Source organism: Salibacterium halotolerans (genome assembly GCF_900115625.1).
GTDB lineage: Bacteria > Bacillota > Bacilli > Bacillales > Marinococcaceae > Salibacterium > Salibacterium halotolerans.
In genome coordinates this window covers 1-19,709 of record NZ_FOXD01000037.1, presented here as the reverse complement: position 1 = coordinate 19,709, position 19,709 = coordinate 1, and the positions used below count along the sequence as shown (strand labels likewise).

At 46.1% G+C, this 19,709-nt stretch carries 23 protein-coding genes and 1 pseudogene; 8 read left to right on the top strand and 16 right to left on the bottom strand.

Going from position 1 to position 19,709, the window contains the following annotated elements; all coding sequences use genetic code 11:
* Positions 1-95: 95 nt before the first annotated feature.
* Positions 96-850, bottom strand: a pseudogene (locus BM124_RS19395) (IS3 family transposase); the annotation flags it as partial.
* Between the two features lie 516 nt (positions 851-1,366).
* On the opposite strand from BM124_RS19395, the gene BM124_RS17940 reads away from it, so the two are divergent.
* The 4 genes from BM124_RS17940 (at position 1,367) to BM124_RS17925 (ending at position 4,958) form a co-directional block, all read left to right on the top strand.
* Positions 1,367-3,025, top strand: coding sequence for a tetratricopeptide repeat protein (locus BM124_RS17940; protein ID WP_139217161.1), 1,659 nt, complete (start codon positions 1,367-1,369; stop codon positions 3,023-3,025).
* Positions 3,015-3,218: a YwbE family protein gene (locus tag BM124_RS17935; RefSeq protein WP_093339772.1), complete on the top strand. Its 204-nt coding sequence runs from the start codon at positions 3,015-3,017 to the stop codon at positions 3,216-3,218. Before BM124_RS17940 ends, BM124_RS17935 begins: the two co-directional genes overlap by 11 nt.
* Entirely contained in the window at positions 3,215-4,246 is a 1,032-nt protein-coding gene (locus BM124_RS17930; protein ID WP_093339769.1) for an exonuclease domain-containing protein, read from the top strand. Before BM124_RS17935 ends, BM124_RS17930 begins: the two co-directional genes overlap by 4 nt.
* A 142-nt stretch (positions 4,247-4,388) precedes the next feature.
* A complete protein-coding gene (locus BM124_RS17925; RefSeq protein WP_093339766.1) occupies positions 4,389-4,958 on the top strand; it encodes a hypothetical protein in 570 nt (189 codons plus the stop codon).
* A gap of 365 nt (positions 4,959-5,323) precedes the next feature.
* Here BM124_RS17925 and BM124_RS17920 read toward each other — a convergent pair whose 3' ends face one another.
* Together BM124_RS17920 and BM124_RS17915 are read right to left on the bottom strand one after the other, a co-directional pair.
* The gene (locus BM124_RS17920) at positions 5,324-5,521 is read right to left on the bottom strand and encodes a type II toxin-antitoxin system RelE family toxin (RefSeq protein WP_093339764.1); all 198 of its coding nucleotides are present in this window, start codon (positions 5,519-5,521) and stop codon (positions 5,324-5,326) included.
* Positions 5,505-5,753, bottom strand: a complete 249-nt coding sequence (locus tag BM124_RS17915) for a hypothetical protein (protein WP_093339760.1) — start codon at positions 5,751-5,753, stop codon at positions 5,505-5,507. Before BM124_RS17915 ends, BM124_RS17920 begins: the two co-directional genes overlap by 17 nt.
* Positions 5,754-5,968: 215 nt before the next feature.
* Between BM124_RS17915 and BM124_RS17910 the strand changes: the two genes are divergently transcribed.
* Positions 5,969-7,543, top strand: coding sequence for a cation:proton antiporter (locus BM124_RS17910; protein WP_093339758.1), 1,575 nt, complete (start codon positions 5,969-5,971; stop codon positions 7,541-7,543).
* 367 nt (positions 7,544-7,910) lie between these two features.
* On the opposite strand, the gene BM124_RS17905 is transcribed toward BM124_RS17910, so the two are convergent.
* From BM124_RS17905 to BM124_RS17865, 9 genes are all read right to left on the bottom strand, one after another.
* Complete coding sequence (locus BM124_RS17905; RefSeq protein WP_093339755.1) at positions 7,911-8,282, bottom strand: DUF2512 family protein; 372 nt, start codon at positions 8,280-8,282, stop codon at positions 7,911-7,913.
* A gap of 91 nt (positions 8,283-8,373) precedes the next feature.
* Positions 8,374-9,702, bottom strand: coding sequence for a glycosyl hydrolase family 18 protein (locus BM124_RS17900; RefSeq protein WP_093339753.1), 1,329 nt, complete (start codon positions 9,700-9,702; stop codon positions 8,374-8,376).
* Between the two features lie 67 nt (positions 9,703-9,769).
* Complete coding sequence (locus BM124_RS17895) at positions 9,770-9,949, bottom strand: H-type small acid-soluble spore protein (protein WP_093339748.1); 180 nt, start codon at positions 9,947-9,949, stop codon at positions 9,770-9,772.
* A 399-nt stretch (positions 9,950-10,348) separates the two neighbouring features.
* Positions 10,349-10,636, bottom strand: coding sequence for an ATP-binding cassette domain-containing protein (locus BM124_RS17890; RefSeq protein ID WP_093339745.1), 288 nt, complete (start codon positions 10,634-10,636; stop codon positions 10,349-10,351).
* Between the two features lie 333 nt (positions 10,637-10,969).
* Positions 10,970-12,088, bottom strand: coding sequence for a hypothetical protein (locus BM124_RS17885; protein WP_093339742.1), 1,119 nt, complete (start codon positions 12,086-12,088; stop codon positions 10,970-10,972).
* Positions 12,089-12,100: 12 nt separating this feature from the next.
* Positions 12,101-13,357 (bottom strand): ABC transporter permease subunit, encoded by a 1,257-nt coding sequence (locus tag BM124_RS17880; RefSeq protein WP_093339740.1) that lies wholly within the window; start codon positions 13,355-13,357, stop codon positions 12,101-12,103.
* The gene (locus tag BM124_RS17875; RefSeq protein ID WP_093339737.1) at positions 13,354-14,226 is read right to left on the bottom strand and encodes an ABC transporter ATP-binding protein; all 873 of its coding nucleotides are present in this window, start codon (positions 14,224-14,226) and stop codon (positions 13,354-13,356) included. The genes BM124_RS17880 and BM124_RS17875 overlap by 4 nt, the downstream gene beginning before the upstream one ends.
* Positions 14,227-14,985 (bottom strand): hypothetical protein, encoded by a 759-nt coding sequence (locus tag BM124_RS17870; protein WP_093339734.1) that lies wholly within the window; start codon positions 14,983-14,985, stop codon positions 14,227-14,229.
* Positions 14,978-15,550, bottom strand: a complete 573-nt coding sequence (locus BM124_RS17865; protein WP_212634985.1) for an RNA polymerase sigma factor — start codon at positions 15,548-15,550, stop codon at positions 14,978-14,980. The genes BM124_RS17870 and BM124_RS17865 overlap by 8 nt, the downstream gene beginning before the upstream one ends.
* Before the next feature lie 212 nt (positions 15,551-15,762).
* On the opposite strand from BM124_RS17865, the gene BM124_RS17860 reads away from it, so the two are divergent.
* On the top strand, positions 15,763-16,179 hold the full coding sequence (locus BM124_RS17860) for a hypothetical protein (protein WP_093339732.1): 417 nt from the start codon (positions 15,763-15,765) through the stop codon (positions 16,177-16,179).
* Positions 16,180-16,544: 365 nt separating this feature from the next.
* Here the strand turns inward: BM124_RS17860 and BM124_RS17855 are convergent, their stop codons facing one another.
* A complete protein-coding gene (locus tag BM124_RS17855) occupies positions 16,545-17,375 on the bottom strand; it encodes a DUF368 domain-containing protein (protein ID WP_093339729.1) in 831 nt (276 codons plus the stop codon).
* A 164-nt stretch (positions 17,376-17,539) separates the two neighbouring features.
* On the opposite strand from BM124_RS17855, the gene BM124_RS17850 reads away from it, so the two are divergent.
* Positions 17,540-17,761 carry a DUF3953 domain-containing protein gene (locus BM124_RS17850; RefSeq protein WP_170841226.1) on the top strand — a complete coding sequence of 74 codons (222 nt, stop codon included), beginning with the start codon at positions 17,540-17,542 and terminating at the stop codon, positions 17,759-17,761.
* 65 nt (positions 17,762-17,826) lie between these two features.
* On the top strand, positions 17,827-18,108 hold the full coding sequence (locus BM124_RS19610) for a hypothetical protein (protein WP_093339724.1): 282 nt from the start codon (positions 17,827-17,829) through the stop codon (positions 18,106-18,108).
* Positions 18,109-18,209: 101 nt separating this feature from the next.
* Here the strand turns inward: BM124_RS19610 and BM124_RS19095 are convergent, their stop codons facing one another.
* The 3 genes from BM124_RS19095 to BM124_RS17830 form a co-directional block, all read right to left on the bottom strand.
* Positions 18,210-18,395 (bottom strand): hypothetical protein, encoded by a 186-nt coding sequence (locus BM124_RS19095; protein ID WP_170841225.1) that lies wholly within the window; start codon positions 18,393-18,395, stop codon positions 18,210-18,212.
* Positions 18,396-18,482: 87 nt separating this feature from the next.
* Positions 18,483-18,665 carry a hypothetical protein gene (locus BM124_RS17835; RefSeq protein WP_093339719.1) on the bottom strand — a complete coding sequence of 61 codons (183 nt, stop codon included), beginning with the start codon at positions 18,663-18,665 and terminating at the stop codon, positions 18,483-18,485.
* Between the two features lie 339 nt (positions 18,666-19,004).
* On the bottom strand, positions 19,005-19,709 hold a 705-nt coding region (locus BM124_RS17830; RefSeq protein ID WP_139217159.1), incomplete at its 5' end, for an aminotransferase-like domain-containing protein.

Genomic DNA, 19,709 nt, shown 5'->3' with positions numbered 1-19,709 from the left:
ATCTGCGCTTTGAATGCTGGGGTATATCGTTTACGTTTCATACCCACACCTTAACACATCCTTTTTTCGTGTCTGAAATCTTGGGTCCAGTATACCATGATCGTTGATAAATATAACATCTTCGGACCATACGGTAAGTACGTAATATCCGTTACCCACTTCTGATTCGGTTGGTCCGCTTTAAAGTTCTGTTTTAACAGGTTCGAAACAACGATGTTGCTTTCTCCGGCAATATGCTTTTGCCGCTTTACTTTGACACGGCACTGAATATCATATTTCTGCATTACCTTTTGAACAGTCTTTCGATTCACCTTGATCTCATGATCTTTCCGTAACAAATCTGTCACCATTCGGTGACCGACACGATGCGAAAGTTGTTTACAAATAGTAATGATTAATTGATGGAGTTCCGGCATTTCTCGATTCACACCTGCTCTCCATCGGTAATACGTAGATCTTGGAATCTCAAAGCATCGACAGATGTCTGTCGCTGTATAACGATCTTTAAAAGCTTCCACCACTTCTACAAAAACTTCTGGTACCACCTCCTTTCGATTTCCTGGTACTTTCCCGAAAGTTCATCCCGCATTTCATAATAGGTCACTTTTCGACGTAGTTGAGTGATTTCCCTATCATCGTCCGGCCCTTTTCCATAAGTGTATTGCTTGCCAACAGGTTGTGCTAACCTATGATGTTCCCCGTTGCGGTACCACTTCATCCACGTTTTTATTTGATTTTTGTTTTTAATACCGAACTTCTCCATGATTTGTTTGTTGGTGCAGTCCCCTGACAACTTCATTTGAATGACTTGTTGTTTTATTTCTTCTGGATAATGTCTATGTTTACCCATAAAGAAAAACACCTCCTAAATTGTCGATTACTATCATATACGACATAGGGGGTGTTTTTTCCTGTCTCATATTATTGGGTCACTCTAAATTTAAAGGTGGGGGTTTGTGGTTTCTAAAATAGATTCTAAGTCAATTATTTGGGATGGAGTTCGTCAACCTTCACCCCCAATAATTGATTTAGAAACACAATTAACTTAGAACCCTTTTTCAAGAGTTTGCAGAAACACGCTCTTTTAATCTTTTTTATAAACATAGCGATGCCTTTCCTTCTCAGCCCGCCAATATCTTGCAAAAAATCCCCGCTGGTGATGCTTAATGATAACGTACAAGCAAGTTGAAATACCAGCATATACCTCTTTATGACGATACTTATATCCAATATTACACTTCCGTTGGTCAGGGTACGCAATCAACTTTTCCGCTTCCTGTGACTTTCTGTTTTCATCACTTCTCCTCCTTCTTATGCCGGTTCCCGTTTCACCACCGGCATTCTGTGATAAAATGAAGAAAAATGCGTGAAAGGATACATAGACATGCTTCTCATTGAACCACAATTATACAACCTGCTGACGGGCGGTTCTCTGCCGGAGGAAGTGGACATGCCGGAGAGTGACCGGCTTCCCGGGACCTACGTGCAGCAGGCGGCGGATCATCTTCACACGATGCCCCGCTTTTTCCGGCGCAACCGTCACACGCTGACGTGCCGGGCATGCGGCCACCGGGCCAAATACAACATCGGCCAACCGCTGCTCGTGCATGCTTCTGTCGATACCGCGACCATCATTCAACAGGATATCAGCAAGCTCGACGTGCAGTTCCCGCTTTATTTCCGGTGCGGGCACTGCAATGCCGCGGAAGGCTGGGAATGGGGCGAGCGGCTCGAACGCGCCCTCACCGAAGGATTGCTCGGGAATACGGCCAGTAAAAATGACCCGTCCATGCCGGTAAACGGCGAATCCCGCCTGTTTGACGGGTACAAGCCGGAATGGGCCGCGGACGGGGAAAAACGGCTCCTCGCCTACATCGAAGAAGAGCCGGACAGCGCCTTTCTATGGTACAAACTCGCTGTGCTGTACTACCGGGGGCACCGCGCGGATCTTGCGGCTGCGGCGCTGGAACAGTCGGTGGCGCTTGATCCGAAGCACACCGAAGCGCTGTACACCCTCGCCCAGCTGCTCGACACTGTGAATGCCGAAGCGTCGCACGATTTTTTCCAGCAGACGCTCCTCAGCATTCCGCATTACAACGATCTCGACGTGGAAACGCTGCGCGACGTCGCGGCGCACAGCCTGTGGGAACTTGAAACGCTGCAAAACGACAGCAGCGCGGCCTGGCTTCCGTCCGCTGAATCGGCTCCAAAAGACGCGGACGCGGCCCTGCGTGACTTTCTCGCTCTGCCGGAAGACCAGCAGAAAGAGCAGCTTCGTCTCGTGCAGGGAGAAGAGGAAAAGGACCTTTCTTCCTTTTACCCTGTCGCGGAACTGTTTCTCGGTCGTCATGCCGACGAGCTGGATGAACTGGAAAAGACAAACCATCATCTGCTGCAGCCCGAAGCGGTCAAGCAGCGCAGGGAGCAGCGGGAGCGCTACCAGGAGCTTCGTCAGACCGGGGTGCAGCTGCACGGCGACATGTTTTCCTACTTAATTGAACAGCGCGGACCGCGGACGATGCGGGATATCGGGGACAGACTCGGGGTGCCGTTTGAGGACGATGCCGTGTTTGATAAAGACGCGATCGCCGATACCGGCATTTATGACGAGGTACTAGGCGGCAGGCCGCTCATCCGGCAGTACGACGCGCAGCACGAGGAAGAAGGAGACCGGCGTGCTGTTCTGGACGCGGGACTGCGGAGTCACGCCTCGCTGTATGAAGTGACCGGCGGCAGCCGTATCGACGGACTCGTCCGGCTCCGCGACGTTTTCGGCGGCGGGGAATGGACCATTATCGATACAAACTTCAGCGCAAGCGCCGTTAAAGGAGATATTCTGTTTGCGCGCCTCCTGCCGTTTGACGATTTTTCGATGACATCCGGGGTGTTTTTTCTGTTTCCGGAAGCTCACCGAAGCGTCCTCGAACGCCGGTTGGCGAGACACAAAGGTACGGCCAAGGCATTCCAGGAAGCGTACCGGTTATACCGAAGCGAAGGATACGGGGTGAACAGTAATGGCAGGTAATGGACAACGCCGCGCCGATTTAAAGGCAGGCATGGAAGTCGATATCGTTCTAAAACGCGATCAGCGCTCCGGAAAGCGGACACGGGGCGTCATTCAAACGTTTCTCACCAACTCCCCGTCCCACCCGCACGGTATCAAAGTCCGGCTCGAGGATGGAAGCGTCGGCCGGGTGAAGGAGATTATCAGCGAATGAGAAACGAAACCCATCCACTCGACCAATGGAACGCGCTGCAGGAATCATTAAAACAGTCCCGCGCCCACAGTACGGCGTTGATGGAGTTGTGTGAGCACGCCTTGGCACTTCTGCCGGACGTTGTGCCCCGGCTTCCCGACGTACCTCGTTCGCTTCCCTGCCGCGACCTGCTTATTCAAGCCCTGGCGGCGCGGGATGAGTTTGAGCAGGCACGCCATGTCGTGGAGCGGGCCGCGGATGCCGGCGCATACCAACACGAACGCAAACAGGCGGCGCTCGACCGGATTGACGAAATGGAAAAAGCCAGAGACGCCGTTCACGCGGCTGTGGAACAACATCCCGGTCTTTCCAGCCGGCAGGCGGCCTTGGAAGCCCTCCGGTCCAGCGATGCAAAAGCGGCGGAGTGGTACATCCAGCACAGCCGCACGATCCGCAGACTGCCCGGAAGCGCCGGTTATGCCCTGTCGTTTCCCACCGCTGCCGGCAGCCGTACTCTGAACGCGGCTGTCGTCGACGTGGAAACGACCGGCATGTCCAAAGCAGCCGATGAAGTCGTGGAAATCGGCGTCATGCTCTGCCGGGTGGACGAAGCCAGCGGAGAGATTACGGAAATTCTCGAAGAAGTCAACAATCTTCATCAACCTTCCTTTCCGATCCCTCCCGGCGTCATTAAGGTTCACGGCATCCGCGACCGCGACGTCGCCGGTAAGGAAATGGATGCCCCCCGGCTCCGGCGCCTGTTCGCCGAAACCGACGTGCTGATTGCCCACAACGCCTCGTTCGACCGCGGCTTCGTACAAAAATACTTCCCGGAGACCGGCCGCATGACGTGGCGCTGTTCCGTGAAGAACGTGGCCTGGAAACAGTACGGCTTCCCTACGAAAAAACTGCTCGACCTCTGCCGCCGCCACGGCATCACAGATTCCCAGAACCACCGCGCCCTCGACGACGTCAAACTCACCGTCCGACTGCTGCAGGAGCAGAATCCAGAAGGCGAGTATTATATGAAAGAATTGCTTCCGTATTAAGAGCATGTCCGCATGTGGACGACTGGGTACCGAGCCAAGTCCCGCATTGGCAGGTATTTTCGTTGTTTTGACGCTTACAAACAGTTTTCTTTGTTACAATCAAGGAAAGGAATTCCAACACATCAAAACAAGAGGGATAAACATGAAATTGTTGAAAATCGGCTTGGCAGCTTTCTTTCTTATTTTCTTTATCTCCGCGTGCAGCCAGACAGATGACCGCGTCCAGGGCAGGGAGGATGTTGATCAGGCCCTTTCTGAATCATTTTCAGAGGATATCAGCCTGCTTGATGCAGAGCATTACACGATTTCACAGGCTCATATTGAATATGACGACAACAACGATCCGGAACAGTTGTATGTCTATTATTCCCAATCGGTCAAAAATCAACTGAAAGACTATTTTCAAAACCAGCAGCATTTAAAGGACTGGGAAGAACAACACAATTTTAAAATCTTGTACGGCCCATACAAATCAGACGAGAAGCTCGTGGTGCGATATAAAATTTCTCAACATGCATCGAAATTGAGAAACTCCACCACCATCTCCGGCCATCGTGTGTATACCGGCACAGGAAGCATGGAAAAAGACATCACCAATTTTGAATTTAACATAAACGGTATAACCTATACCTGGACGTACCTGGAAAACTCTGAGTTGGATGATGCAGCCATGAAAAAAGAAGTGAAACAATTCATCGAAAGGCTTGATTAATGAAAATCAAACACTTACGGGTATTCCTCCTGCCTTCAATCGGCATTTGAACAATAAGGAAGGGGATGTGGTTCAGCTTTGTTTTTTGTAGATGCTGCCTCTTGGACCTATATCTAAGACAAGGATTATCAATTCGTCATTATGTATCCGGTATATTAAGAAAAGCGCAAGCGCCCTGGGCAGCCGCGACAGGTTCTGGACCGGGCGCGCCGGGCAGCCTGCTGCCCGAAGTCGCTATGACCAGGAAGTTCGACTAAAGCCGTCACGTCCTGTGACAACGTCGAACTGACTCACATCTTGTGATCCTCCGAGCGGCTGGGCGCTGGAACTGGATCTCAAAAACGCCAAAATTTAAAATTAGCTGACTATAAACGAAAATCTCCAAGCCGGTACCTGTAGGTTTCAAAATCACTGCCCTTTACAGGCTTCACATTCCCTACACGATAAGGATCGACTTGGAGCTGTTCTATAACTTTCATTATTTGTTTTTTTCGGATGGCATCCTGTTTTTTTATAAATTTTTCTGCTTTCTTTTCAATGATTACTTTATAATTTGAGGTCATCTTTTAACTCCTCAAAAGTAACATATTCTCCGTTATTTATATTGCTTTCCGCTTCTTCTACTGCTTCTTTTTCCTCTTTTGTAAAAGGAGAATCATCACATTCCACAACGGTCCCATCAATCACGGTGAATTCTCCCTGAACAAATTTATTTAAAACGTCATAAGCCGTTTTATTATGCTCCTCCTTGATTTGTTCCACTAAATCATGCAAATCTTGTTTTTTTACACTCACGGGATTCACCTCTTCCTGCTATTATACAACACTTACATTGACATTACACACGTTCCATTCATTTTCCGCTTGAATTAAAGTGTGTCTTGTGTCTCCCCCCCATACACACGCAGGAATTTTTGCGCTTTTTTTCTTATCTTATATGTACTTTTGGATGATTTGGTCAAAATACAGGGTAAGAAAGAATGTCGTTCACACAACACAGGAGGAACGTGATGGAGGAGTTGGATTTACACCATATTTTTTCACTGGGTCTGATTTTGGTGATGATTGCTGCGGGAACGACGGCGATCGCGAAGAAGTGCAAACAGCCGTACCCGATTGTACTCGTTATTGTCGGCACGATCATCGGGCTTATTGATATACCGCTGATGGAACCTTTTATTACCTTCATTACCGAGGAGGAGGTCTTTCACTTTGTCGTGATCACCCTGTTTCTGCCGGCCTTACTCGGTGAAGCGGCGCTGAAGCTTCCTTCTTCCCAGTTAAATGAAAATAAAAAGCCGATTATCGCGTTAGTACTCATTGGCATTCTGGTGTCGTTTGGAGTTATTGGGTTTTCGTCCATGTGGGTGCTGCAGCTGTCGATTCCCGCGGCATTTGTGTTTGCTGCTGTGATGAGCGCCACCGATCCGGTCAGTGTACTTTCCATTTTCAAAACCGTCGGCGTGAACGAACGGCTGTCGACGGTGATTGAAGGGGAAAGTTTATTCAATGACGGGGTGGCTGTGGTTCTGTTTAATATATCCGCCTTTTCCCTGCTTACGTATACCGATCTGGGGATGGTTGGAGCGGTACACGGTTTGTGGGAATTTGTGAAAGTGGTATCTCTTGGTTTCATCATCGGCGGTGCCCTGGGATATGTTGTCTCCCTTCTAACCAAATATTTTGATGACTACCCGCTCGAAATACTATTCAGCCTCCTCCTTTTTTACGGTTCGTTTATACTCGCGGAAACGATTCATGCCTCCGGTGTCATTGCCGTCGTGACGGCGGCGTTGATACTTGGGAATTACGGGGCCGAAATCGGGATGAGCCCGGCCACCAAATTAAATATCAGCAGTTTTTGGGACGTAGCGGCCCTCCTTGCCAACTCCCTTGTCTTTTTGATGGTGGGACTCGAAATTACCCGGATCGACATCACGGACAAATGGGGCTTGATATTTGCCGCGATTGTTATCGTTCTTCTTGCCAGAAGTGCAGCGGTATACTCCAGCTTATTCTTTGTGAAAGAAGCCCCGCCGCGGTGGATGCACATTCTGAACTGGGGCGGTTTAAAAGGGTCGCTTTCCATCGCCCTGGTGCTCAGCCTCCCGCGGGACTTCACAGGCCGGGAAGAGCTGTTAATCATGGCGTTCAGCGTCGTTTTATTTTCACTTGTCGGACAGGGGCTGACGATTAAACCATTAATATCCCTGCTCGGAGTGAATAAAAAAGCGGAAGGGAATAAGGAATTTGAAGCACTCCTCGCCCGTGTGTACCGGTATAAAAACGCTGCCGCCGAAATAACCAGAGTGAAGGAAAACTTGTTTCTGACCGACACCGCAACGAGAGAAATTTTGGATGAATACGAAAATACACTGGAAACATTACAGGAAGAAATGGAACACCTTTTTCAAAAACATCCCCACCTGAAAGAAAAGCAGCAGGCCACCCTGCTGCGGCATTCCCTGTACGCGCAGCATGAGGCAGTGGAACGTTTGTTAAAAGAAGACATCATTTCAAATGAAGCCGCGGAACAGGAACTGGATATGATCACTAATAAGCTCGTGGAATTAGAAAGTGATTAGAAAATTTCATGTGACGTGTTCCCTTAGGACACTATGATGAGGAAAAAACAATGCAGTGTCCACCGAATCCACGTCCATGGACACTATGCCGCAGAAAGCCGGCGCTAATGGTTCCTGTTTCCCGCCGGTGGACACTAACCGTAAAAAATAAAGAACCAGTGTACCCAAAAGCCGCGTTGGTGGACACTAAAGCACTGTATCGATGACGTAGTGTCCTCTCTCCTCCCCGCCTCAAAAAAAGACGGAAAGCCATTCCATGTATGCGCAGCATCAAGAAACACCGGCCGTACAGGAGCTGTTTTAAAAGAAGGGATAAATAAAAAAACGCAGGCAGAAGGGGGAAGTCCTGCCCGCGCCGGAGAACGGTTTACTGCGTGTCCATCATGAGGTTGTTATTCGAAGGAAGAACGTGGGTGGCAAGATACATATGAAAATAATATTCGCAGAAGGCTAGAACGGCAGCAGCGATGGCAGCTCCTGCTGCGGGGACATCAACCCCGGAAAGAACAGCCCCCGCCCCCCACAACAGGATAAAAGCAAGGACGAAATCTGCCAGAACAGCGGGTACATTCTGGATCTTCGGAAGAATAAATATATCTCCAGGGTACGACACAGCCCCGACAATGATGGTGAGCAGGAGTACCGGCAAGAACGAAACGCCGTACATAATGCCAAGGATCAGAAACAGCACAATAAGAGTGGTTATTCCTTTTATCAAAAGGGCCTTCGTATGCTTCATAGGGACCTCCTTTCGTTCTTTATACTCTCCTGTTCCAATCCCCTATATTCGTTCAAACCGGGCCCGGCGGATCCGCGTTAACCGAAAGATATCACTCAATAATGAATTCATCTTTCAAAAGGTATCCTGCCTGGGGAAACCGCAGTCCGGTTTTCCAGCCGCCGAGTCCTTGCAGATCGTATTTTTTGACGAGACGATATTTCGGCAGCAGGGATCGTGCATCTTCAAACCAGACTTCATGCTGTTTCCCGTTTTTGTCATGATACCGGAAAAAAGGGGTGGCTTTGTAGTAATTATACTGGATTTCACTTGATTTTTGGACGGCCGTCTTTAAGGCCTGACGCTGGGAATAGGCCTCTGCTTTTGTTTGATCAGACGAGACCACCCAGTCATACGCATACATAGCAAATCCCAGATATATTTTTTCACTTGGCATGACAGAGGACGCATACTGAATCGTCCGTTCCACTTTATTGATAGGCGCTATGGGACCGGCTTCTCCTCCGGCCCAGTGCCAGTCATATGTCATTAAAAAAACAAAATCCGCATCGGCTCCCAGTGCTTTATAGTCATACGCTCCGTGATAAGCAGGCTCCCCGTCTCCCTGCATAGGCGGAAGGGCCAGTCCAACTTGACCGCCGATGTCACCGAGCCGAGCAGAAAGAGCTTTTATAAAGGAATGAAACGCACTTCTGTCCCTGGGATCGAGATTTTCAAAATCGATAATAACACCTTTATATTGTTTTTGATCAACGAGCGATGCCATGTTTTCAATAAAAGCCTCTCGTTTCGCTGTGCTGTTCAGCAGCGTGTGTGCCAGCGAAGCATCGAAACCTTCCGGGGTTAAGTTGGTAATTGTCGCATAGGGCGTCATTCCCTGCTTCCAGGCCTGTTTGATGGCATGTTCCCCGTGCAGGCTGCTTAACTGTCCGTTTTGGTCCGGCCGGTATTCAAAAAAACCGACGGAACTCAAATACTGACGATAGAACTGCATCGCCCATTTATTCTCCTCCGGGGTGCCGGGTTGAAAAAACGCACCTGTATGGATACGCTCTTTGGGACTCCGCGGTATGGTCAGCTTCTTCCCGGGATGCACGACGTCAGAAGAAAGATTATTCTCTTCTTTTAATTTCGGAACGGTCGTTTGATGGAGGTGGGCTGTTTTCCAAAGAGAGCCCCCTTCTTCTATCACATACTCCTGACCCGGGATGATCAGCGATTGGCCGGGCAGCAGCAACGACGTCTGCGTTATTCCATTTATCTTTGTCAGTGTTTCCGGCCGGGTATCATACTTCCGGGAAATATCCCATAAAGAGTCCCCTTCCTGCACCGTATAAATAACACCGGCCTCCGCGCTCGAAACAGAGAATAAAAAAAATACGAGCACAGCAGGGATTAACAGTAATTTATTCTTATCCATTATTCCTTTCTTCCACCTTTCGGACTTGCCCGGGAAATAAAAAAGACATTCCGCAGAAGAAATGCCTTTAATCTTCCATCAAATCGTGCAGCGGCACGGTCAGTTCATGGTCGGGATCCCCAAGCGAATAGATCCTTGCTGTATTATCTTCATCATGGACGCGCTGAATATAGACAGGCGTTCCGCCGTAAGTGACGCCTGCCATAACAGGTGACTCCGAAATTTCCTTTGCACGTACAATATCCATTGCAGGCCCTCCTTTGTTCTTTCTGTCATTAGGATAAGCAGGCCTGGACCATTTATGCGGCAGACTGAATATTTTTGCTGGAAAAAATACAGAATAGTAAACGATGAGACATTTTACGTAGAGGCTTCCGCCAGGACGTATTCCATAGGGACACTGTACATTTGAAAAAGCTGTTTAGTGTCCACCGAATCTACGTCCGTGGACACTAAGCCGCTTGAAAACTGGTGTTAGTGGTTCCCAATTTTCACCCGAGGATACTATTCGTAAATGATAGAGTGATAGTGGACTCAAAACTAATGCCGGGGGACACTAAGCTGCCATATCAATCACTTAGTGTCCACACCCTTTCCAGCGCTGCAAAAAAGATGGAAACCCGACCGGCTTCCATCCTGTGTTCTATTAAGACTGTCCGATTCTTTCGTCCACACGCTGGATGCGGCCGCCGTCCATTTCGTACACCTCATCGCTCACTTCGTCGATATCTTCCTGGATGTGGCTCGATATAAGGACAGCGGCACCTTCCGCTTTCAGCTTCAATATAATCTCACGTACGTCTTTCACGCCCTGTTTATCCAGTCCGTTCGTCGGTTCATCCAAAACGACAACGCTCGGCTTCTCCATAATTGCCTGCGCAATCCCGAGCCGCTGTTTCATGCCTAACGAATACTTCTTCTGCTGAGTTTCCATTTACTGCTTTGATATTATTATCATAATATGGTACAGTTAGAGCATAATAAAAGGCAGGGACAGCGGAAACTGCCCCTAGCTCTTGAACGATGCAGACGGCCCTTCAAAGAGGGCAACAATTTCAGTGGGTTATGAGAACCCCATCCTTTTTAGAGTTGCCTCTCTAATGTAAGGATGGGGTTTTGCTTTCCTTGATGCCATGTATCTTGATGATCTGATAACCAAACACAGCCCATTAATTCCTGAATACGGTAACAGCGTTTCCATATACCCTTATCAAACAGAAATGAAAATCAGGATACCGAATGAAAACTGTTCAGCCTTTACCTTACCTCAGACGATATCCATCCGTTTTTCTTTCGTCCATCTGTAAACGAGGAGGAAAGTGCTTACGGCGATCAAACCTGCGTACGTAGTTATGGTAAGATACATAGGATAATCAGTAGTCAGCAGATAGTAAACGAGATACTGGGAAATCAAAAATATCAAAATAACTGCCATTGGAATATGACCGCCAACCAATGTAATATACCTTGAGACCATTCTGGAAATGAATAGTGCCACAGCTGCTGTAATAAAGGATAAGATAAATACCGCGCCCACCGTAGTCAGGATATAACCCAGAAAACTAAACTCAATCCAATAAAATTTAAAATGGAGAAAAGAATGAAGACGGGAATCCAAAAAGATACCGGTATGGTTCGTACGGTAAAGCATAAAAAATACGGCAAGGTGAACCGCTGTAATGAAAAAGGCCGATAAGCACGATGCGGCTATTTTGGTCTTAAACAAATACCTTCCCTTGTGGGTGGTATACTGCAGCATTCTCATATGACTCTTTTCCTCTGTAATATGAACACGGGACACGACGATCATCACGCTTAACACGATAAGGACAGCCAGCGAAGAAATTAATGAATTATAATTGGACACTACTTCATTTGGTAGTATAGTTTTCATTCCACCGCTGTTTTTAACTTCTTGTATCCTCTTCCGTTCCTTTTCGTTTCCCTCCGGTATATGAGGCATTTTAGTTCTTAATTCATATTGGTTCATTATTCCTTCCCGCGCCTGCAATTCCCAGAACACATCTACGTCTCTATCAAACATCACTTTATCCCGTAATTCATTGCTACTTTTAGTGAATTGTTCATAAGTAGATATGCCGGCTTCCGCAAATTCCTCATTGGATTGAAGATACTGATTGGCTTTTTCTACTTCTCCGCGATACGTCTGTTGAAAATCCGAAAATTCCTGTTCATTCATTTCCTGTCCGTATTCCGTTATCATTTCTCTCGATATCATAAATGTATGAAGCTTATTTTTTCCATTGGGAAAGTATTCGAAATCAAAAGCCATAAACAGTTGATAAAAAACAGCACTGATTATAACAACCAATCCAATGATCTTCCAGTTCATTAATTTTTTCATTTCATAGCCCAGCAGTTTCACGTTCATCTCTCCTTATGACAATGGTTGCTTCTTAAAAAAGCGAACACTTACACTTACAAGAATGGCAAGCAGTACCATCCAGCCTCCTATCGTGGCAGCTTCATAATAACGGAAAAAAGTGAGAGCTCCGTTTCCCATGAACCAGGTATGGGGATTTAAAATAAGACTGAAAGGAGTAAAGTGTACAGCAAACATTACATTCTGGTTTAACGGCATCATTGTTGGAACCAAGAGCCCGATTCCAAAGATGATACTGAACACTAAAAACACGATATAACTGTTTTTTATAAAAATAGACAATATCATACTGATTGCCATAAACAGCAGCTGTGTAAGCGTCAGGCAGACAATGAACAAACCGAGATACTGAATAAACGACACGTTCCACCACGAAATGTAAGGGAACTTTAATTCCGTGTTAAAATAACTGCTGATCGGCACGTGCCATAAACCTGAATAGTCATAAATGAGAAAGTAACACAGCAATGTGAAACCAGTCAGCACAGCGATGACAGCAAGAGTCGAAACAGCTGCGGCGGCAGCTTTGTGCCAAACCAGATTCCGGCCGGTCCGGCTCGTATATGTAAGTAAATGGGTTTTTTGTTCAAACTCGAAATTTACCGCAAAGGCTGTAATAAGCACAACAAGCCCCATTAATTCAAAAATCAACGCCCTTGCTATACTGCCGAAAAGAAAGGAATGCTTTTCATACGCGGTTCCTTTAAAAAATAGATTTCGATGCTCTCCATTGTCTATAATTTCTGCTAAACGTTCTTTCACTTTTTGATACCCATTCCGCACTGTTTCAGCGGCCTCACCTTGGAGATTGTACATGTTGATTAATTTTTCCGCCTGTTTACTCACCTGTATGTTTTGATATATATCATCCACCTGTCTGCTGGTTCGGTAATACTGCTCCATCACTGAAAACTTTTGAAGCTTACGAAGCTTTTGATCATTCAGCCTTTCTTGTAAGGAAATAGAATCGTTCGACAACAATGCGGAAGGGTGCTCATACGTTTTGTCATTCACCTGAACAACCTGATTCATCCAAGTCACGTTTTCTTTGTAATCATCTTCCATGCTGCTGAGCATCTCTTCATCGATGTGGTATCCGTATTTCTCCACCATATTTGTAAGAACCTTCATCTCGTCCTTTTGATGATAATCACTGATGATGATTATCAAATTGATAAGCATAAAAAAAGCTAAAAGAGCGGGGATGACAGGCGTTTTTACTATTTTAAGCAGTTCCTGTTTCAGAATCATACCGCGGCACCTTCATCATCATAAATGTACAAAAACACATCTTCCAGCATTGGTGTGACACGCTGCCAGCCTGCCCCGGATTCCTCGTCCGCCACAAAACGGACTTTGATTTTTTCATGTTCATTTTTTTCCGCCAGGACAGTGTAACGTTCCTGAAAAGACTCTATGTCGGAAATAGGAATATCTGTTTCATAGATTCTGCCGTCCAAAAGGGTTGAGATATTTTCAACGTTATCCTTATATAAAACCTGTTTACTCTTTATCAAAATGATTTCATTGGCGATGGATTCTACGTCCGATACGATGTGGGTGGATAGAATCACAATCCGGTCCCGCGCCAGTTCTGTGAGCAGTTTCCTAAAGCGTGCTCTTTCTTTTGGATCCAGGCCGGCCGTCGGTTCATCCAATATCAGGATTTCAGGATCGTTCAACATCGCCTGGGCAATGCCGACACGTTGAATCATACCGCCTGAGAATTTTTTCATTTTTTTGCGGGACACCTCCTCTAAATGAACGAGGTGGAGTAATTCAGATATTCTTGCTTTGGCTGTTTTTTTGTTCATTCCTTTCAAAGCCGCCAGGTACAACAAATACTGCTCCGGGCTGTAATTCTTGTAGTACCCGAATTCCTGGGGAAGGTAGCCGAGCACGTCGCGGTACTGCTCATCCAGGTCGGAGATGTCTGTACCGTTGTACAGGATATCTCCATTCGTAGGAAATAAAAGAGTCACCAGCATCTTAATGAGGGTTGTTTTTCCGGCACCGTTAGGCGCAAGCAGACCATATACTCCCTTATCAAATTCTATCGTTATGTCCTCCAGTGCTGAAAACCGGCCGAATGTTTTGCTGACATTACGAACCGCTAACATTCACACCACTCCTTTCGCCCGCGTATACATCGTAAGTTTTTTCAAGTGCTTATAAAAAAGAAGAAAACCACCTGCCGTCATAATCCCGTAAACATAAAATGGAATGTGCTGTAGAATGTTTTGGTACATTTCTGAGCTGACGAAAGAAAGAATCATGTTGATAACTCCCCACCCTGCCATGACAACCAGCTTCGAAAAACGGGAGTTTCTTTTCAGCTGAATATATAAAAACAGAGTCGCAAACAAAAACAGAGAAGTGGTGGACAGGATAAACGCAAAGTAAAAATTCAGCTGATATTCCCCCGCGATAAAAAAGAGAATAACTCCATTTATCATCATCGCCGCCAGACTAAAGATGAGCATACGAAAAGCAGCCAGCTGATACACATTGTATTTACATGTCATCTCTATCTCGTAGCTTGGATGATGATCTTTGTTCATAAAGAAAAAATAAGCCACAACCATATACAGCGCAGGCGACCATCCAAATATCCAGGTGTACAGGTTGTCGGGAGGAAAAGCCGTATAGTTTTGCGCTGCGATTCCCATAGCGGCAAGAACGATAATGGCCAGCACAAGGGAAAATACGATTTCGGTCGCATCCCGGAATATATATCGAAAGCCGACCTGTCTGTACATCGCAAGCAGATAATGCCCAAACGACGGGGCGGGATGAAGTCCTTTGGAAAGAATGGTGTCGATTTCGTGTTCCATCTCTCTTTCATCGGGGTAAGGGACAGCCTGTCTTTTTTTACTCATTTCTCTCCCCCTTTAATTCCTTTCGAATTCGTTTAACGACAGCGTAATATTTGGATTTCACCGTAGACTCGGGCAGATCCATACCTGCTGCGATTTCTGCGAATGTCCGTTCAGCGTATATTTTCTGCCGGACAATCTGCTGGTACGGCGCATCAAACCGCGCTAGAATATCCAACATCTCCCGGGCCTCTTCTTTCTTTTCTATCGTCACCGTGAAGTTCTCCGGCTCTTCCAGTATCTCTTCCGACGGAATGGTGGCGTGTTTGTTCTCCTTATAAGACCTGGAACGGTAGTAATCAATAATCCGGGAATTGGCTATCTTATAGAGCCATGTTCGAAAAGATGACCTGCCATCATACCGGTAAATACTTCGCAGCATGCTTACAAAAATCTCCTGGGTCAGATCTTTGGCCAGCTCCGGATCATAGGTTTGTTTATATACAAAGGCATAGATCTCTTTGTAATAGGCCCGGACCAGCTGATCAGCGGCTTCTTCACTTGAGCGTTTTTGTATCGCTTTGATCCATTTTTTCTCCTGATTCATAACCCCTTCGACCACTTCCATTCCCCGCGGACTTTCCTTTTCTATGCGTATATTCGTAAAACACCCGGTTTTAGTTTTAGTTATAGACATTTTTTTGATAAAAAATGGCTGGAGCTGCGTTCAGCGGATATGTTACGTTTCTTACAATTAGGAAGTAACCTATGTTCACTTTTATCCTAAACTCTTGTTTGTTTATCATTGTTAAACTATATAATCAGTAACGAGGTGTAAAGGTGAAAAAGTTATCAGTGGCAGCAGGATCTTCTCTTATATTCGCAGCAATTTTTGCAGCTATTGGTTCTTGGTTGTCTTATGTACCTAATTCTCAACGCGAACCTGACATTTATTATCCTACGTTTTTTGACGAATTTCGTTTTGCTCTTATTTTTGCTGGACCTGTTTTCTTTCTCATAGGGATACCCTTGTCTATAATTATTGATAGAAAAGGAAGATCAAAACCGTTGCGTTACTTTGTGCTGTTGGGTTTATATTCTGTAGTTGGTCTACTCATTGGTACTTTTTATTATGTTATGTTCTTTACAGCTCTCTACCCATCAGCAGGAATTTTATTTGCCATACTCGGTTTTTTTGCTTCTAACTTATACTTTCATTTGTTACTCGGGATAACAAAAATAAAAATGAAAGGATAGCTTACGCATGAATAGACGGAAGAATGCTTTGAAGAGGACAGCATGCCTTTCATGCTTCATCGTGTTCACAGCATGCTGCACGGCGGTTTAGTTTTCGAAGAAAGTGGAAGCAAGGAAAGGGGCAAAAACAGCGAACGATAAAAACATAAGCACAACGGTTAATAAAAGCCAGATAATCTTCCATACATAGGATGTTCTCCTGAATTGAACGATATAACCCGTAAGCCATATTCCAAAAACTAAAAAAATACCGAACCAAAGACTAAATTCCACTCTTGGAATATCCCGAATGAGATGACATCACACATAATACACAAAGGCGGCAAAACCAAAGAATAGGATGTTAACTATATGAAATGCTATATTCATTCGGACCGGGGATGTGAGGTTTGGTTTAAAAGTATCACACTGATGACACCGGTCAGGAATGTTAGTAAAGACATAATGATGACTTGACTGTTCAGCGTCCCCTCTAAAGAATGAAAAATGGCAAATATCGAACCACTCACCAAACCGACCATTGCTGCATACGTTGCCGCCGGATAATTCGCGAGAAGGTACCGGATGAGTTTACTTATAAACAAAACACCCGCTATCATTCCGGAACCGATGGCAGCTATAATTGGCAGGTTCAGCGTCATCAGTGCTGTTGTTGCTGTTTCATAAAGTCCCAGTATGGTCAAAATTAAAGAGCCGCTGATGCCGGGAAGAGCAAGAGCTGTGCTGGCAAGCATCCCTGAAATAACGATAAATATGTATTCAGCTGCAGATAGATTGTTCCCATCCATTGTATGAAAACCTCCTGCCATCTGCCCAATAACAACAATACAGAGAGACAGGGCCATGATGGCATAGTGTTTCATTTGAAGACCTGTTTGTGCCTGTTGAACCGTTTCTTTCCAAAGATACGGCAGAAAACCGACAATGATACCTACAAAAAACATCATCGTCTGCGTACGGTAGGTATCTAATAAAAAATCAATAACATACAGAGCAGCAGTGAAACCAATCATCATACCAACGCCAAAGGTGAGAAGAAAGGGAATCGCTTCTCTCCTCCGCCTTGTTGTTAAAATGCTTAATGAGTGGAGCAGCCGTTCATAGATACCTACAATCATCGCGACGGTGCTTCCGCTGACCCCAGGGACTATTTCTGTAACGCCTACAGCCATACCGCGTACTATAATGCCTATCATGTTACTATCATCACCTTGTTCCGTTCTTATATGGAAAGAAAGCAGGATGCCGTAATAGAAAACAGCGATTACTCCATATTTTAATACATTACAGGAAATGTTAAAATATGTGAAGATGTTGATAAATATCCTGAAAGGTACGAGACAAAGGAAGGATGCCGCTGATGAAAATATTAATAAGTATTTCAGCCGTTATAGTGGTTGTTTTAGCAAGTTATAGTTTGATTACGGACAACCATGGAATACAGCCTTACACCAACCTGCTTTTAGTAGTATTGTTTATACTACTTGGTGTAGATCAAAGTCGGGAAAATAGAAAAGGATGGGCTGTTGTTTTTTTTATCGTAGCTGTATTCGAGTTGTTTGTAAGTATCATTAGTTTTTAAGCGGAAAGGCGGCTTTCTGACATGCTGCCATGCAAAAGTCAAGATGCAGAGAGGGAGGAATTGTAGTGGTTCTTCAATTTATTGACGTGCTGCTTTTAGGAATATGTGTGTATTTACTCTTCAGTGTTATTCAACTTAAGGGCCGGGTCCGGGGATTGAACTATATGGTGAACCAGCTGTCCAGCCAAACGGACACACCTGACATGCCGATCAATCATGAATGCCGGCAGCTGCTGAGAGAAAACAAAGACGTGAAAGCCGTAAAAAGGGTAAGAGAAGCACTGGGCCTTTCCCTGGTAGAAGCCAAACAATACGTAGATTCCTTAAAATTGGATGTTCGTTCATAAAACGTTTTTTATTTTCCATCGCCCTCCCCTCCGCGTGAAGAAAATGCAGGGGGAGGGTTACATATTTGAGGCCGGTGCCAACATGGACATACGAATTACATTTAAAAGCTTAATCTATTCAACCAATCATCCAACCAGTCCGTACTAAAACCAAAAATATAAGAACCAACATTAATCAAAATTATTAAGCTTAAGACGGAAACAAATAATATAGTTCGACGACGACCCAGCTTCTTCTTGTGCTTTTTCTTTTCTTTGTCCCGCAGGGGATCGTATTTCACTGCCACCAAATCACCGCCTCTTTGATTATCCAATACTTCGTTATTTTAAAGTACAGAATAACGTTATCTTTTTCCTAACCGATATTCAAGACATCAAGAGTACTTGTTCCGTATCCGCCAAATCAGGAATGGGACGAAAAGGATGATTCCTGCGGCTGTGCCTATCATCTGCCCTATATAAAAGTCACCGGTTCTCACATAACTAATCACAAATCCGCTTCCAAAAACGATAAGCAGATTAATCGAGAACAGTAGTAAACCTGCGTTCTTCTGCATCTTTGCCCCCTCTTTCTATTTATCCTGCTCTCATTTCACAACCCATAAATTCACATTTCTACCATCTTCATATGTATGCCAAGGAATACTGCGATGGAAAAACAGCGGCTTCGTGTCCTTCCATCCTGCATCCGTGGACACTAAGCCGCGGGAATCCGGCGCCAGTGGTTCCTCTTTTTCACCGGTGGATACTAATCGCGGTAAACAGAGGGATAGTGTCCACAACCTGCCCTTGCATGGACACTAACACATGAACTCATCAACTTAGTGTCCCTTTATCCTCCCCGCAACGCAAAAAAAAGATGGAATCCCGCGCGCAGGATTCCATCCATCAGCATCTTATTTCTGGACCGGCGCGCTGTTCATGACTTCCACCAGTCGTTTCATGCCTTCTTCGATCAACTCCGGTTCGGCGTGGGTGAAGTTGAGGCGCATCGTGTTCTGGGCGGGCTGGTTTACGTAGAACGGGGCGCCGGGTACGAAGGCGACGCCGTTGTCAACCGCGTCGTCAAGGAGCGCTTTCGTGTTCACGTATTCCGGCATGGAAACCCAGAAGAACATGCCTCCTTTTGGTTCGTGGTAGCGGATATCGATGTCCTCGGCACGGTCGAAAATGTCTTTCATGACATGCATCCGTTCTCTATACGTGCGCTGCAGCGTGCGGATGTGGGCGTCGAGATCAAAATCTTCGAGCAGCTTCACGAGCGCGTGCTGGGTCAGCGAGTTCGTGTGCAGGTCAGTCGCCTGCTTCGCCTGCGCCATCATCCGGATGATCTGGTACGGCCCCGTAATCCAGCCGGTACGCATGGCGGGCACGACCGTTTTGGAAAAGGTGCTCGTGTAGACGACGTATTTGTTTTCATCGAGCGAGGCGAGCGGCGCCACGGTTTCTGCTTCATCGAACTTGATGTCGCCGTACGGGTCATCTTCAAACACGATCGTGTGGTATTTTTCCGCGAGCCGGAGCAGTTCTTTTCTCCGCTCGAGCGACCAGACTTTGCCGTCGGGGTTGGAGTACGTCGGAACGATGTAGATACACTTCGG

Coding starts and splice junctions, on each gene's coding strand:
- BM124_RS17935 (WP_093339772.1), top strand. CDS start 3,015: ATGGCAGGTAATGGACAACGCCGCGCCGATTTAAAGGCAGGCATGGAA.
- BM124_RS17930 (WP_093339769.1), top strand. CDS start 3,215: ATGAGAAACGAAACCCATCCACTCGACCAATGGAACGCGCTGCAGGAA.
- BM124_RS17925 (WP_093339766.1), top strand. CDS start 4,389: ATGAAATTGTTGAAAATCGGCTTGGCAGCTTTCTTTCTTATTTTCTTT.
- BM124_RS17920 (WP_093339764.1), bottom strand. CDS start 5,521: ATGACCTCAAATTATAAAGTAATCATTGAAAAGAAAGCAGAAAAATTT.
- BM124_RS17910 (WP_093339758.1), top strand. CDS start 5,969: ATGGAGGAGTTGGATTTACACCATATTTTTTCACTGGGTCTGATTTTG.
- BM124_RS17905 (WP_093339755.1), bottom strand. CDS start 8,282: ATGAAGCATACGAAGGCCCTTTTGATAAAAGGAATAACCACTCTTATT.
- BM124_RS17900 (WP_093339753.1), bottom strand. CDS start 9,702: ATGGATAAGAATAAATTACTGTTAATCCCTGCTGTGCTCGTATTTTTT.
- BM124_RS17895 (WP_093339748.1), bottom strand. CDS start 9,949: ATGGATATTGTACGTGCAAAGGAAATTTCGGAGTCACCTGTTATGGCA.
- BM124_RS17890 (WP_093339745.1), bottom strand. CDS start 10,636: ATGGAAACTCAGCAGAAGAAGTATTCGTTAGGCATGAAACAGCGGCTC.
- BM124_RS17880 (WP_093339740.1), bottom strand. CDS start 13,357: ATGATTCTGAAACAGGAACTGCTTAAAATAGTAAAAACGCCTGTCATC.
- BM124_RS17875 (WP_093339737.1), bottom strand. CDS start 14,226: ATGTTAGCGGTTCGTAATGTCAGCAAAACATTCGGCCGGTTTTCAGCA.
- BM124_RS17870 (WP_093339734.1), bottom strand. CDS start 14,985: ATGAGTAAAAAAAGACAGGCTGTCCCTTACCCCGATGAAAGAGAGATG.
- BM124_RS17865 (WP_212634985.1), bottom strand. CDS start 15,550: ATGGAAGTGGTCGAAGGGGTTATGAATCAGGAGAAAAAATGGATCAAA.
- BM124_RS17855 (WP_093339729.1), bottom strand. CDS start 17,375: ATGATAGGCATTATAGTACGCGGTATGGCTGTAGGCGTTACAGAAATA.
- BM124_RS17850 (WP_170841226.1), top strand. CDS start 17,540: ATGAAAATATTAATAAGTATTTCAGCCGTTATAGTGGTTGTTTTAGCA.
- BM124_RS17835 (WP_093339719.1), bottom strand. CDS start 18,665: ATGCAGAAGAACGCAGGTTTACTACTGTTCTCGATTAATCTGCTTATC.